Origin of the sequence: Erythrobacter sp. JK5 (assembly GCF_018205975.1) — a bacterium.
Taxonomy (GTDB): Bacteria; Pseudomonadota; Alphaproteobacteria; order Sphingomonadales; family Sphingomonadaceae; genus Erythrobacter.
The window spans coordinates 969,528-983,258 of sequence record NZ_CP073577.1; the positions used below are offsets into that span (position 1 = coordinate 969,528).

Consider the following 13,731-nt stretch of genomic DNA (forward strand, 5'->3'; position numbering starts at 1 on the left):
CGGCTTGCATTTGTGCAACACAGCAGTTGTAATCTCGCAACGATGAACGAGGCTGTGGCCAATCCCGGGCGCCAACCGCCACGCCATTCGCCGCGTTGGTGGCGTCGGTTCATCGTCGCCTCGCGCAAGGCCAACGTGTTCCTGTGGCTCGAGATCGCTTCGGCTCTGACGCTGCTCGCGGCGATCGTCGCCACCTACGCAGCCTATTCGCAAGCGCCCCCGCAGGGTGAGCTGCTGCCCACCATGCAGGTTTCGCTGCTGCTGATGGCAACGCTGGTCCCGGCGATGGCACTGCTGGTCCTGATCGGGCGAAGGCTGGCCTTGCGCAGGGCGGCGGGCAGCACCGCGCGGCTGCACGTGCGCCTGGTCTTCTTCTTTTCGCTGATCGCGGCGATTCCGACCCTGCTGGTTGCCGGGTTTGCGGCGTTCCTGTTCCAGTCGGGAGTTGATTTCTGGTTTTCGGACGATTCGCGTGGGCTGATGCAGAACTCGCGAGAGCTGGCGCAGAGCTATTACGATGCGAACCAGCGCGAAGTGCAGGACGAGACCGTGACGATGGCCAGCGACATGCGCTTCATCATCAGCCGCGTACCGCTGTCCGATGCCGATTTCCCCGATCTCTACGCCTTCCAGGCGCAGGCGCGCGAAATCTCTGAAAGCGCGATCCTGCAACGGCTCGACGACGGATCGCTGCGCACCGCAGCGATCATGAATCTGGTCGAAGACAATCGCCCGCTCGAATTCAGCGAGACCGCACTGCCTCGGCTCGACAAGGGAGAATTCGTCGTGGTCGAGGGATCGCCGACGCGGATATCCGCGCTGGCGCCGATCGACGCAGAGAGCGGAATTTACCTCTACAACGCGCGGAACACCGAAGCGACGATGTTCAATTCGTGGTCGCGCGCGCAGGCGATCGCCGCCGCTTACGACACCCTAACGCGCGACGCGCGTACCCTGCAATTGCGGTTCAACATAGCCCTGGTGCTGGTCAGCCTGGTGCTAGTCGGTCTTGCGATCTGGTTTGCGCTGCGGTTTGCCGATCGCCAGGTCGAACCGCTCACCGATCTGGTCGGTGCCGCGCGCAAAGTGGGGCAGGGGAATTTCGCGCTGCGGGTGGAAGGGCGGACGGGAGCCGACGAGATCGGGCTGCTGAACCGCGCCTTCAACCGCATGACCGCGCAGCTCGAAAAGCAGAACAAGGCGCTGGTGAGCGCCAACCGGCAGCTCGACGATCGCCGCGCCTTTACCGAAGCGGTGCTGGAATCGGTCACCGCCGGTGTCATTTCGGTCGACAAGGATAGCCGCGTAACCCTGATGAACGGGTCGGCGCAGGCGCTGCTCGCAGATGAGGAACTGTGCCATGCCGCACCGGACGATCTCGTCGGCCATTCGCTCGACAAGTTGTCTCCCGAAATTTGCCAGATGGTGCGCGAGCGGCGCGAGCGGGCGATCGTCACTCACGCCAAGGGCAACGAACTGCTCACTCTGGCGGTAAAGGTCGCGCCGGGCAGCAGCGGACACGTCATAACTTTCGAAGATATCACGCGGCAATTGCTCGACCAGCGCCAGGCTGCATGGTCCGACGTGGCGCGGCGAATCGCGCACGAGATCAAGAACCCGCTGACGCCGATTCAGCTCGCGACCGAGCGACTCAAGCGGCGCTATCGCAAGCAGATCGAGGCAGCCGACGGGGAACTGTTCGACGAGCTTACCAGCACCATCGTCCGCCAGGTCGGCGATCTGAGGAAGATGGTCGACGAGTTTTCATCCTTTGCCCGCCTGCCCAAGCCGGTGTTTCGCAACGAGGACGCCGTCGATCTCGTCAGGCAAGCGGTGTTCCTGCAGGAAGTCGCCCATTCCGGGATCGAGTTTTCCGTCTCCACGCAAGGCCTCGAAAACCGCATGATCAATTGCGATCGCCACCAGATCGGTCAGGCGATGACAAACGTGCTCAAGAACGCGGTCGAAGCGGTAGAAGCCCGTGCGGCCGAGGCGCAGGGCGAATATGCCGGTTCCATTTCGGTGAAGATCTGTCCGGACGGACATCTTCTCACAATCATCGTCGAAGACAACGGAATCGGGCTGCAGATGGATCGCGACCGATTGACCGAGCCCTATGTCACCACCCGCGAAAAGGGCACGGGACTGGGCCTCGCGATCGTCAACAAGATCGTCGACGAACATGGCGGCGACATGAGCTTCGCCGCGAGCTCCAGTGGCGGAACCACTGTCGTCCTGCGCTTCGCGCGGGATCCCGAGCTGACCGAAAGCGAGCCAGCCTGATGGCTCTTCCCACCCCCTTTCCGAGGAGTTGCGCATGGCGCTCGAAATCCTGATCGTCGACGATGAACGCGACATTCGCGAGCTGGTTTCCGGCGTGCTGGGGGACGAAGGCTACGAATGCCGCACCGCTGCCGACAGCACCGGCGCGCTTGCCGCGATCGACGAGCGAAGGCCGAGCCTCGTGCTGCTCGACGTGTGGCTTCACGGCAGCGAGATGGACGGGTTGGAGCTGCTCGACGCGATCAAGCTGCGCGAACCCGACCTGCCCGTGATTATCTTTTCCGGCCACGGCAACATCGACACCGCGGTTGCAGCGGTGAGCCGCGGCGCACTCGATTTCATCGAGAAGCCGTTCGAGGCCGAACGCCTGTTGCTGCTGGTCGAACGCGCGACGGAGACCGAGCGGTTGCGGCGCGAGAACACGCGGCTGCGCGAAGGCAGCTGGGGCAGCGCCGAGTTCACCGGCAATTCCTCCGCCATCAACACGGTCCGCGCGACGCTCAAACGTGTGGCCAATACCGGCAGTCGGGTGCTGATCTCGGGCCCACCAGGTGCGGGCAAGGAAGTCGCCGCGCGGCTGCTGCACGCCTGGAGCACACGGGACGACAAGGCGTTCGTCACGGTCAACTCGGCGCGGATCACCCCCGAACGGTTCGAACAGGAGCTGTTCGGCGAGGAAGCCGACGGCAAACAGGTGCGACCGGGTCTGCTGGAACTGGCCGACGGCGGGACGCTGTATCTCGACGAAGTCGCCGACATGCCGCTCCATACCCAGGCCCGTATCCTGCGTGTTCTTACCGAACAAAGCTTCGTGCGCGTTGGCGGCACGCGGCAGATCGGGGTCGATGTCAGAGTGGTTTCCTCGACTTCGCGCGACCTCAACGAAGAGATGGAAGAAAAGCGCTTTCGCGAAGATCTGTTCTATCGATTGAACGTGGTCCCCGTCTCGATCCCCTCACTCGCGGACCGGCGCGACGACATTCCCGCGCTCGCCGAGCATTTCTTCACCCGCTACTCCACCGATCAGGGCATCGCTCCGCCCGAAATCTCCGAAGAAGCCATGGCGGCGCTGCAATCCTACGATTGGCCCGGCAATGTACGCCAGCTGCGCAACGTCGTCGAACGCACGATCATCATGACCCCGCGCGAGCGGCTCGAAGTGGTCGAACCCGATATGTTGCCGGCCGAAATCACCGGCGGGCGCCTCGCGGCTTCGGGGCAGGGGCTCTCCGCCATGATGGGCGTGCCTTTGCGCGAAGCGCGCGAAAGTTTCGAACGCGAATATCTCACGATTCAGATTCGCCGGTTCTCGGGCAACATTTCCAAGACAGCGACCTTCATCGGGATGGAACGATCGGCATTGCACCGCAAGCTCAAGCTGCTGGGCATGGCCGAGCGCCGCGAAAGCGCCCGCAAGGACTGAACGTGCGGCGATTGCCGCCAAACCTCCCAAATCCCGCAACAATTCAGGCATTGCTCCAATGCCACACACACGTCATTATAGGTTACTGGTGCCCGGATGGGTGGGCTGTCCCGTGCGCCGGATATGCGGACCGTAATGACGGCCGCCAAAAACAAGGAGCGAAATCAATGACAAATGGGCGGACCCTCTCCCCGCGCCCTGTATCAAGCGCCCCCAGCGAACCTTTGGTCGACGAAGGCGGAGGCAGGGCAGGCAACCCGCAAGGAAATCTGCAAGACGCTTTCCTGAACCTGCTGCGCAAGAACAAGACCCCGGTCACGATGTTTCTGGTCAAGGGCGTCAAGCTGCAGGGGATCGTCACCTGGTTCGACAATTTCTCGATCCTGCTGCGCCGCGACGGGCAATCGCAGCTGGTCTACAAACACGCGATCTCGACCATCATGCCCGGCCAGTCGGTCGATGCCAGCCAGTTTCAGAACCGTTCGGGAAGCAAGAAGCAGCGGCTTCTGCAGGACGTGTTCCTCACTCGGGTCAGCGACGCGCACGTCCAGGTCACGATGTTTCTGGTGAATGGCGTGATGTTGCAAGGCCGGATCGCCGCGTTCGACCTGTTCTGCATGCTGCTCGAACGGGATGGGGCAGTGCAGCTTGCCTACAAGCACGCGGTCTCGACGGTTCAACCCGCCAGCCCGGTCGACCTCAGCGATCATGAGGAAGACGGGGAAGGGACCGAAGACTGAGCTTCGACGATGACTTGATGGACGAGGTTACCCGCGGTGCGCGGGCCCTTGTCCTGTGCCCGGATATCAGGGCCTTTACCTACGATCTCGACGCAGCCGAGCGGCTCGCCGAGGCCGAGGGGCTCGCGCTGGCGATTGGCGTGGTGATTGCGCACACCGCGATCATTCCTGTGCGGCAAATGCAGCCGAACACCCTGTTCGGATCAGGTCAGGTGCAGAACATTGCGACCTGGTGCGAACAGCACGAAGCCGAACTGGTGATTGTCGATGGCGCGCTGTCGCCGATCCAGCAGCGCAATCTCGAGGAAAAGCTCAAACGCAAGGTGATCGACCGCACCGGGCTGATCCTGGAAATCTTCGGCGAGCGCGCGGCCACTGCCGAAGGACGGCTCCAGGTCGAGCTGGCGCATCTCGATTACCAGCAGAGCCGTCTCGTACGGAGCTGGACTCACCTTGAGCGCCAGCGCGGCGGCTTCGGATTTCTCGGCGGTCCGGGCGAAACCCAGATCGAGGCCGACCGCCGGATGATCCGCCAGCGGATGGCGCGGCTGCGGCGCGAGCTCGAACAGGTGCGCAAGACCCGCACGCTGCATCGCGAGCGACGCGGCCGGGCACCGTGGCCGGTGATCGCCCTGGTCGGCTACACCAATGCGGGGAAATCGACGCTCTTCAACCGCCTGACGGGCGCGGACGTGATGGCCGAGGATCTGCTGTTCGCCACTCTCGATCCGACGATGCGGGCGATCAGTCTGCCCGGTGTGGAAAAGGCCATCCTGTCGGACACGGTGGGGTTCATTTCCGATTTGCCGACCCAGCTGGTCGCGGCATTCCGCGCCACGCTGGAGGAAGTGACCGGTGCAGACATCATCTGTCACGTGCGCGACATGGCCAATCCAGCGCATGCGGCGCAGAAGAAGCAGGTGATGGAAGTGCTCGCCGACCTGGGCGTGGTCGATCCGGAAAGCGGGCTCGGCGAGATCCCGATCCTCGAAGTGTGGAACAAGGTCGATCTGCTTGGCCCCGAACGCGTCGCCGAACTGGCGGAGGCAGCCGCAGGGCAGGGCGCGGTAATGCTTTCTGCCGCGAGCGGGGCCGGAATCGACGATTTTGCCGACCGCCTGGCTGAGATGCTGACCCAGAAGGCGGAGGAATTGACCGTGACGCTGCCTGCCAGCGACGGTCGCCGGATCGCATGGCTACACGCGCACGGTGAGATCCTCGCGGATGAGGATGCCGGTCAAGGAGAGCACGGACCCTTGCGGCGCTTCACCGTCCGGCTCAATCCCAAGGAACTCGGACAGTACAGCACTCTGTAGGAGCGGGCTATTCGTCGCCCTTCACCCGCTGCCACAGCGATTCCTGCTGATCGAGCGAAAGCCCGGGAAACGCGCCGCCGCCAAGGCTTTCCATGGCGCGAAAGCGACGTTCGAATTTCGCATTGGCGGCCCTTAGGGCGTCTTCCGCGCTGATGCCGTGCGCGCGCACGAAATTGACTACTGCGAATAGCAGATCTCCGGCTTCCTCGAACTTTCCTGTTTCCGAGGTTGCTCGTTTAAGTTCATCGATTTCCTCGGTAATCTTGGCCTCCGATCCGCTCGGATCGGGCCAGTCGAAGCCGGTGCGCGCGGCGCGTTTCTGGAGCTTCTGGGCGCGCATCAGAGCAGGTAGCGCTAGCGCGACGCCATCGAGGGCGCTGGTTGCGCCTTTCTCGGCCCGCTCCGCTTCCTTGAGATTTTCCCACCGCGTTTCGCCCATCGATCCGCCTTCATCGCCGAAGATGTGCGGATGGCGCGTTTCCATCTTGTCGCTGATCGAGCGTGCAACGTCGGCGAAGGCGAACGTGCCGGCTTCCTCCGCCATGCGTGCGTGGAATACGACCTGGAGCAGCAAGTCGCCGAGTTCGTCCTTGAGATCGGCAAGATCGCCGCGTTCGATGGCGTCGGCAACTTCGTATGCTTCTTCAATCGTATAGGGCGCAATGCTGGCAAAGTCTTGCGCCAGATCCCAGTCACATCCGCGCTCGGGATCGCGCAGCCGCGCCATGATCGACAGCAGACGGGTTAGTTGTGCCGGTGGGGCGGTGTCGGTCATTCCGATCCTTGAGACTGATAATATATATTATGTTAAATCTGAGGGCCCATCAATTCGGCAGCTTTGCTCCGAACAGATACGCCAACAGGAAGAACCCACCAAAAATTGCGCCCCACGTCAGCGCCAGGCGCGCAATCTTGCTCCAGCCGAGTTTGTACGATGACAGCGCGCTGCCGACCAGGATCAGCCAGCCGATCATGGCAACGATTGAAATCAGCGCTCCTTCAGTCATGCAACAATCTCCAATCCATCATAGCCGACCACGACATGATCCGGTGTCTCTTCCACCAATGAGCGATAATCCATGCTCTTGTCGAGGTGGCTCAACACCAGCTGCTTTGCGCCCGAACGCTCGGCCAACTCGATCGCCATCGCAAGATGCGCGTGCGTTGGATGCGGTTCGCGCCGCAGGCAATCGCTGACCAGAATGTCGACATCTTCGAACAGCTCAACCATGTTATCGGAAATGGCGCTGAAATCGGTGGCATAGGCAATCGATTTTCCGTCCGCTTCGAAACGGTAACCGGTGGTTTCGCCCGGACCGTGTTCCATCTGGCACCAGTCGACCCCGAAACCCGCGACGATCTTCAAGCGGTCGAGGGTGTCGAGATTTATGATGGTCGGATACCCGTCCTGGCCAGCGAACACGTAACCGAAACGCTGTCGAAGCCGTCTGACCGTATCGGATGATGCGTAACCCGGGAGCGGCCCTCCGCGCCCGTAGCGCATGACCCGCAGATCATCGATCCCGTGGCAATGATCCGCATGGTCGTGCGTCCAGAACACCGCGTCGACGGCATTGATCCGGTTGGCCAGAAGCTGCGCGCGGCAATCCGAAGACGTATCGATCAGCAGCCGCTTGCCTTCGTCGCTTTCGACCACGATCGAAACCCGCGACCTGCGGTTGCGCGGCTCTGCCGGGTCGCAATCGCCCCAGTCGCCGGTTCCATCCGTGCCGCCGACCCGGGGTACCCCCGTGGACGTACCCGAACCGAGCATGATGAGCTTCACAGACCAGCCTTGTCGAACAGTCGTGCGAAATTGGCGGTAGTCTGCCCGGCCAGCAGTGCGGGATCGACACCGCGCAATCCGGCAACGAACCGCGCCGTATCGGCGACGAAAGCCGGTTCGCACGGTTTGCCGCGGTGCGGAACCGGCGCGAGGAACGGGCTGTCGGTCTCGACCAGCAGGCGATTGTCAGGAACCTGCCTGGCGGTTTCCTGCAAATCCTTCGCATTCTTGAAAGTCACGATGCCGGACAACGAAATCGTCAGCCCCAGATCGAGTACTTTGCGCCCGAACGCCTGCGACGCGGTGAAACAGTGGATCAGCGCGGGAAATGCGCCCTTAGCCAGCTCGTCTTCGAGGATTTCGTATGTGTCGTCCTCGGCATCGCGGGTGTGGATGATGACCGGAAGTCCCGTTTCTCGCGCCACATCGATATGCATGCGAAACAGCTTTGCCTGGTTCTCGCGATCCGAATGTTCGTAGTAATAATCGAGACCCGTTTCCCCGATCGCGATGACGCGCGGGTTCTCGGTCGCGTTGAGCAGCACCGCCCTGCCCAGATCTTCGTGCCCGTCGGCCTCATGCGGGTGAATGCCGACGCTGGCAAAGACGTGGCTTTCGCGCGTCGCGGTGGCGACAACCTGTTCCCACTCGCTTTGCTTGGTCGAGATATTGAGGAACGCCCCCACCCCCGCCTCGCGAGCGCGGGAGAGAACGCCGGCCTGATCTTCGACCAGTCCTTTGTACTCAAGGTGGCAGTGACTATCGATCAGCATCATTCGCTCTCGACGGCTTCAGGCAATTCAAGCCGCGGGAAGATCGGCGTCGGCTTCCCCACCGCAAAGCCGCTCTCGACAAGACGTGTGTACCACTCGCTATCGGCGAGATCGGCAAAGCTCCGTTCGCTGTCGGGGATGCCGAGCTGATCGAGCAGCGAAGCGGCCTTTTCGGGCACCACAGGCTGGATCGCGATGGCGAGATCGCGAAGAGCCATGAACAGCGTGAGCAACACTGCCTTCATTCTCTCAGGATCGGTTTTCTTGAGCGCCCACGGAGCTTGCTCATCGACATACTGGTTGCAGGCATAGACCGCCTTTACCCAAGCCTCGATCCCGTAGGAGAAAGCCAGCTTGTCGAACTCGTCCGGCAAGATGTTGCGGCACGCATCGGCTACGGTGCCAAGCAGATCATCGTCGGCTTGATGGCTTTCGAATGTCTCCAGCACGCCGTCCATGTTCTTCACGAGCATGGATAGCGTGCGCTGCGCCAGATTGCCGAAGCTGTTGGCGAGCTCCGCATTCGCGCGCGTGACGATGGCCTCTGCCGAATAGCTCCCGTCCTGCCCGAAGGCGATTTCGCGCATGAAGAAGTAGCGCAGATTGTCGACGCCGAATTGCTCCGCCAATTCCATCGGATCGACGACATTGCCAGCGCTCTTGCTCATCTTCTCGCCGCCACGCGCGAGCAGGAAGCCGTGGCCGAAGACCTGTTTCGGCAGCGGCAGACCGGCGCTCATCAGGAACGCGGGCCAATAGACCGCGTGGAAACGCACGATATCCTTGCCGATCATGTGGATGTCGGCGGGCCAGTAGCGCTGGAACATCTCGCCATCGCTGTCGGGAAAGCCGACACCGGTCATGTAGGTGGTGAGCGCGTCGACCCATACATACATGACGTGCCCCTTGCTGTCGGGCACGGGCACACCCCAGTCGAAACTGGTGCGCGAGACGCTCAGATCTTTCAGTCCGCCTTCGACGAAGCGCTGCACCTCGTTGCGACGGCTTGCCGGGCGGATAAACTCGGGTTGGTCCCGATACAGCGCCAGCAGCTTGTCCTGATAATTCGACAGGCGAAAGAACCACGTCTCCTCGGCGGTCCATTCGACCGGGGTTCCCTGCGGCGAAAGCTTCGCCCCGCCCTCGCCATCGGTCAGCTCGCTCTCGTCATAAAACGCCTCGTCGCGAATCGAGTACCAGCCTTCATAGCGATCGAGATAGAGATCGCCCGCCGCCTCCATCCGCTTCCACAGTGCCACGCTCGCCGCGTGGTGGCGCGGCTCGGTGGTGCGCACGAACTCGTCATATTCGATATTCAGTTTCGAGCACATCTCGCGGAAATAGCCTGACATTTCATCAGCGAGGTCGATTGTCGCCCGACCCGCCTTGCGCGCCGTCTGGTCCATCTTCAGCCCATGTTCGTCGGTGCCTGTGATGAACCGCACATCGCGGCCCATCAGCCGCTGGAATCGCGCCACGACGTCGGTCGCAATCCCCTCATAGGCATGGCCGATATGCGGGCGACCGTTGGGATAGTTGATCGCCGTGGTGATATAGAACGGGGTCTTGTCGGTTTCAGACATCGGCCCGGTCGCTAGCGGCGCTCGCGCCCACAAGCAAGGTGCCGATTTCCAGCGTCAAAAGTCCGGTGTCGAAATTGTAGGTCGGTGCCTGCCCCGCCAGCCTCACCAGGGCGGCATGCGCATCGATCAGGCGTGCGCGATGTTCGGAAGACTGCGCCTGACGCGCAGCCTCCGCTACCATCGATTGCGCAAGCTCCATCACCGCCTGCAAACGCTCGCGATCCGCCCTCGGCCCGATCGCCCGCGCCAGATCTCCGCGCCCCGAAAATGCCAGATCTTCTTCTTGCAGCAGCCGTGCGATCAGCGCGGCGACGGGTCCGAGATTCTGCTCGATGAAGCCCAGCGCCGCCCCGTAGGAACCGCTCGCGGCCTTCATCGCCGCCTCACGCGAAGCGTTATCCGGAACCGCATCGTTTTTGGCGAGCATTTGGCGCAGCTGATCGTCGGTCAGCAGCGGAAACCGGAGAACGCGGCAGCGCGACCGGATGGTCGGGAGCAAACGCGCCGGGCGATGCGAGACAAGGATGAAAAAGGTGCCCTTGGGTGGCTCTTCCAGACTTTTCAGAAGCTTGTTCGCAGCATGAGTGTTCATGTCGTCGGCCGGAAACACGATAACAACGCGTCGGGAACTCATCGTGGGGCGGGTCTGGAGCTTTCGCTGCATTCGTCCGATATCGCGCTCACGTATTACTCTGGAGAGTTCGAAATCCTTTCCGTCTGCCTGCTTCTTCTCCTCTTTCTCGTCTTTGGCGCTATAGGTGACGGAGATGATGTCCGGATGCTCTGCCGGGGCACCCACCCCATGCTCGGCGACGAGTTCGCGCGCAGCAGCAAAGGCGAACTCGAGCTTTCCCAAACCGCTCTTGCCCGCGAGAATCCAGCCATGGTGCATCCTTGCGCCCGTCATCGCCTCGCGCCACTCGCGCCACGGGCTTGCGTGATTGGGCCATTCCATCACGAAAATTCCGGGAAGCGGTCGGCGATCGCGGCGACGACGCGCGTGTGGACCTGATCGGCGCTGCCGCCGCCGTCGACGATCGCAAAGCCTTGCGGGTCGGCTTGCGCAAGGGCGCGAAACGCCGCCGCGACCTTGCGATGATAGTCCGCGCTGCGCCCGCCGATGGCGTCGCTTTGCTCGCCGTCGCGTTGCGCAAGCCGATCGCGCACGGTCGCTTCGCCGACTTCTATCAGCACGGTCAGATCGGGTCGCAACCCACCGCTGCCGAAGCCGTGAAGGGTGGTTATCGCCTCGTCCCCAAGACCCCTGCCCCTCCCTGATAGGCACGGCTCGAATCCACGAAGCGATCGCACACCACCCAGGTTCCGGCGGCCAGCGCCGGGCGAATACGACGTGCGACATGGTCCGAACGCGCGGCGGCGAACAGCAGGGCTTCCGCAGCGGGTTCCCAACCTTCACCCGGTGGAGACAACAGCAGGTTGCGGATCGCCTCGGCCCCGGGCGTCCCACCCGGTTCACGCGTTTCCTCCACCGCGATGCCGCGCGACTGGAGTTCGACCGCCAGCATCCGCGCCTGGGTTGACTTGCCGGCCCCCTCCCCGCCTTCGAACGCGATGAACCGACCGGTCACGAGAACCACTCGGCGATGCCGTTCCAGAGGCGCGCGAAAGGCCCTGCGCGTTCGATCGAATGCCGCGCCATCAGCGGTATGCGCGCGGGCTCCATTCCCGGCACCGTGACTTCGAGAATGGCGACCCGATCGCCCGCCTCGAACGGCGCGCGCAGCGGGCCGTCGTAGCGGATCGCCATAGCCAGCTCTGCGCTGCGTCGTTGCGGAACGTTCACGTAAACGGGCCGATCGGTGACGAGTGCGATGCTGCGCGCAGACCCGTCCTGCACCCGTGCAAACCCGACCTGCTGACCCTGCGCAAACAGACGGCGGCGTTCGAATGCGGAAAAGCCCCATTCGATGTAGGAGCGGGAATTGCGCGCGCGCGAGCCGTAGCCATCGGCTGCAGCCAACACCATCACTAGCCGCTGGTTTCCGCGCCGCGCGGTCCCGAGAAATCCGTGCCCCGCCTCATTGGTAAAGCCGGTCTTGATGCCATCGGCGCCCTTCACCCTGCCGATCATCGGATCATGGTTGGGCTGTGAAATTCCGTTCCAGAGGAACTCGGGACGGCCGACGTATTGCGCGAACTTCTTCGGATGGCGCGCCACCATCGCCTCGGCAAGCCGCACGAGATCGCGCGCGGTCGTGAACGTTCGCCCCTCGTCGGGCCAGCCATTAGGCGTCGCGAAATGGCTGTTCGTCATCCCGAGCTCGCGCGCCTTGGCGTTCATCAGCTCGGTCCACGCGGCCACCGAGCCCGCGGCCCCTTCGGCAAGCACGATGGACGCGTCGTTCGCCGAAACCGTGGCTATCCCGGTCAGCAAATCCGCAACCCGTACGGGGTTTTCCGGCGCGATCCACATGGTCGAACCCTTGCCGTTCCATTCGCGCCACGTCTCCGGGCGCACGGAGAATGTCTGCCGCGGATCCAGCCTTCCCTCCTCCATCAGCTCAAAGGCAAGGAAGATCGTCATCGCCTTGGTGATGGATGCCGGTACAAACCGGCGATCGGCGTTGCGTTCGTGCAGGATCTGGCCGCTCGAAATGTCGACCAGCAACGCGATCGGTGCTTGGTCTTCGGGAGGCAGCACTGCTGCTGGATTTTTCTGCGCCGCCACGGGCACGCTCAGAATCGCGGCTGCCCATACGAGACAGCCGGCCGCAAGCACCCTGGAATTCTTCGCAATCACCCGCGCGCTATAGCCCCCGCCCCCGCCATGGCGAGGCGCACTGCCGCGTTAGTTCACGATTTCGTCGGCCAGCAATCCGACGCTCATCGCGTAGTAGTTCGAGCAATTGTATTCGAGGATCGCACGGTAATTGCCGGTCAGCAGCCAGGCCGGCGCGCCCGGTCCGTCGGGCTGGAACAGCGAGACCAGAGTGTCTTCCGCGAGCGGTCGCTGCGGTTGTACGCCGAGCGCGCGCCACTCGCGGACGGTCTTCCACTGGCTGTGGCGTTCGTGAACGCGTGGACAGACCGGCGCGACCAGCTCGGTCTTGTAGGCATCGATATCGAAATTGTCGGGAACGTAAGCGCGCACGCCCCACGGCTGGCCCGGGCGCCACCCGGCATCGCGGAAATAATTGGCGATCGAGGCAAAGGTGTCGGCCCGGTTGGTGAAGATATTGGCCCGCCCGTCGCCATCGCCGTCGGTTGCCAGGCGCAAATAGACCGAGGGAAGAAATTGCGGATTGCCGAACGCGCCGGCATAGCTGCCGACGAGTTCCTGACGCGAATAGCCCTTGTCCGCAACTTTCATCAAGGCAATGAATTCATTGGCAAACAGCTCACGCCGCCGACCTTCCCAGGCCAGCGTCGCGAGACTGCGCGCGAGATCGAAATCGCCGCGAATCCGACCGTAGCTGGTCTCGTGACCGAAGATCGCGACCACGATTTCTGCAGGCACCCCGTAATCGTTCTCGATCCGGCGCAAGGTCGTGCCGTAATCGCGGTAGACGCTGCGACCGCCGGCGATGCGGGTCGAATTCACGTGGGTTGCGATATACGGCGCCAGCGCCGGATAGCCGCGCACCGTCGGGCGACCCGGCTGACCGCGATCGAGGCTGATCACGCGGTCGTTGGGCGTAAGCCCGCCGGTCATCCTCTGGAGTGTCGCCTCGCTCACGCCCTCGGCGCGGGCGCGCGCCTTGAGCAGCTCGAGATAGGCGCCGAATTCGATCCCGTCGCGCGCCTGGTATTGCTGCGCACGGACCGGCTCGGGTGAAATCGACCCCACCGCGAGGCAGGATGAAAGG

General features: G+C 62.9%; 12 protein-coding genes and 1 pseudogene. 4 read left to right on the forward strand and 9 right to left on the reverse strand.

The window, feature by feature from the left end; genetic code table 11:
- The first annotated feature begins 42 nt into the window (after nt 1-42).
- The 4 genes from KDC96_RS04710 to hflX all read left to right on the forward strand — a co-directional run bounded on the left by KDC96_RS04710 (nt 43) and on the right by hflX (nt 5,762).
- Entirely contained in the window at nt 43-2,283 is a 2,241-nt protein-coding gene (locus tag KDC96_RS04710) for an ATP-binding protein (protein ID WP_212451122.1), read from the forward strand.
- A gap of 34 nt (nt 2,284-2,317) precedes the next feature.
- Nucleotides 2,318-3,706: a sigma-54 dependent transcriptional regulator gene (locus KDC96_RS04715; protein ID WP_212451123.1), complete on the forward strand. Its 1,389-nt coding sequence runs from the start codon at nt 2,318-2,320 to the stop codon at nt 3,704-3,706.
- Nucleotides 3,707-3,873: 167 nt separating this feature from the next.
- Nucleotides 3,874-4,446, forward strand: coding sequence for an RNA chaperone Hfq (hfq, locus tag KDC96_RS04720; RefSeq protein WP_212451124.1), 573 nt, complete (start codon nt 3,874-3,876; stop codon nt 4,444-4,446).
- 17 nt (nt 4,447-4,463) lie between these two features.
- On the forward strand, nt 4,464-5,762 hold the full coding sequence (gene hflX, locus KDC96_RS04725; protein WP_212451126.1) for a GTPase HflX: 1,299 nt from the start codon (nt 4,464-4,466) through the stop codon (nt 5,760-5,762).
- Between the two features lie 7 nt (nt 5,763-5,769).
- On the opposite strand, the gene mazG is transcribed toward hflX, so the two are convergent.
- The 9 genes and pseudogenes from mazG to KDC96_RS04770 form a co-directional block, all read right to left on the reverse strand.
- A complete protein-coding gene (mazG, locus tag KDC96_RS04730) occupies nt 5,770-6,537 on the reverse strand; it encodes a nucleoside triphosphate pyrophosphohydrolase (protein ID WP_212451128.1) in 768 nt (255 codons plus the stop codon).
- Between the two features lie 49 nt (nt 6,538-6,586).
- Entirely contained in the window at nt 6,587-6,769 is a 183-nt protein-coding gene (locus KDC96_RS04735) for a hypothetical protein (protein WP_212451130.1), read from the reverse strand.
- Complete coding sequence (locus tag KDC96_RS04740) at nt 6,766-7,548, reverse strand: MBL fold metallo-hydrolase (protein ID WP_212451132.1); 783 nt, start codon at nt 7,546-7,548, stop codon at nt 6,766-6,768. Before KDC96_RS04740 ends, KDC96_RS04735 begins: the two co-directional genes overlap by 4 nt.
- Nucleotides 7,545-8,321: a TatD family hydrolase gene (locus KDC96_RS04745; RefSeq protein WP_212452403.1), complete on the reverse strand. Its 777-nt coding sequence runs from the start codon at nt 8,319-8,321 to the stop codon at nt 7,545-7,547. The genes KDC96_RS04740 and KDC96_RS04745 overlap by 4 nt, the downstream gene beginning before the upstream one ends.
- The gene (metG, locus tag KDC96_RS04750) at nt 8,321-9,904 is read right to left on the reverse strand and encodes a methionine--tRNA ligase (RefSeq protein WP_212451134.1); all 1,584 of its coding nucleotides are present in this window, start codon (nt 9,902-9,904) and stop codon (nt 8,321-8,323) included. Before metG ends, KDC96_RS04745 begins: the two co-directional genes overlap by 1 nt.
- Nucleotides 9,897-10,859, reverse strand: a complete 963-nt coding sequence (locus KDC96_RS04755; RefSeq protein ID WP_212451135.1) for a DNA polymerase III subunit delta' — start codon at nt 10,857-10,859, stop codon at nt 9,897-9,899. The genes metG and KDC96_RS04755 overlap by 8 nt, the downstream gene beginning before the upstream one ends.
- Nucleotides 10,859-11,493: pseudogene (gene tmk / locus KDC96_RS04760) on the reverse strand (dTMP kinase). Before tmk ends, KDC96_RS04755 begins: the two are co-directional and overlap by 1 nt.
- Complete coding sequence (locus KDC96_RS04765) at nt 11,490-12,593, reverse strand: D-alanyl-D-alanine carboxypeptidase family protein (protein ID WP_249171926.1); 1,104 nt, start codon at nt 12,591-12,593, stop codon at nt 11,490-11,492. The pseudogene tmk and the gene KDC96_RS04765 overlap by 4 nt, the downstream one beginning before the upstream one ends.
- 120 nt (nt 12,594-12,713) lie before the next feature.
- Entirely contained in the window at nt 12,714-13,703 is a 990-nt protein-coding gene (locus KDC96_RS04770) for a lytic transglycosylase domain-containing protein (protein WP_249171993.1), read from the reverse strand.
- Nucleotides 13,704-13,731: the final 28 nt, after the last annotated feature.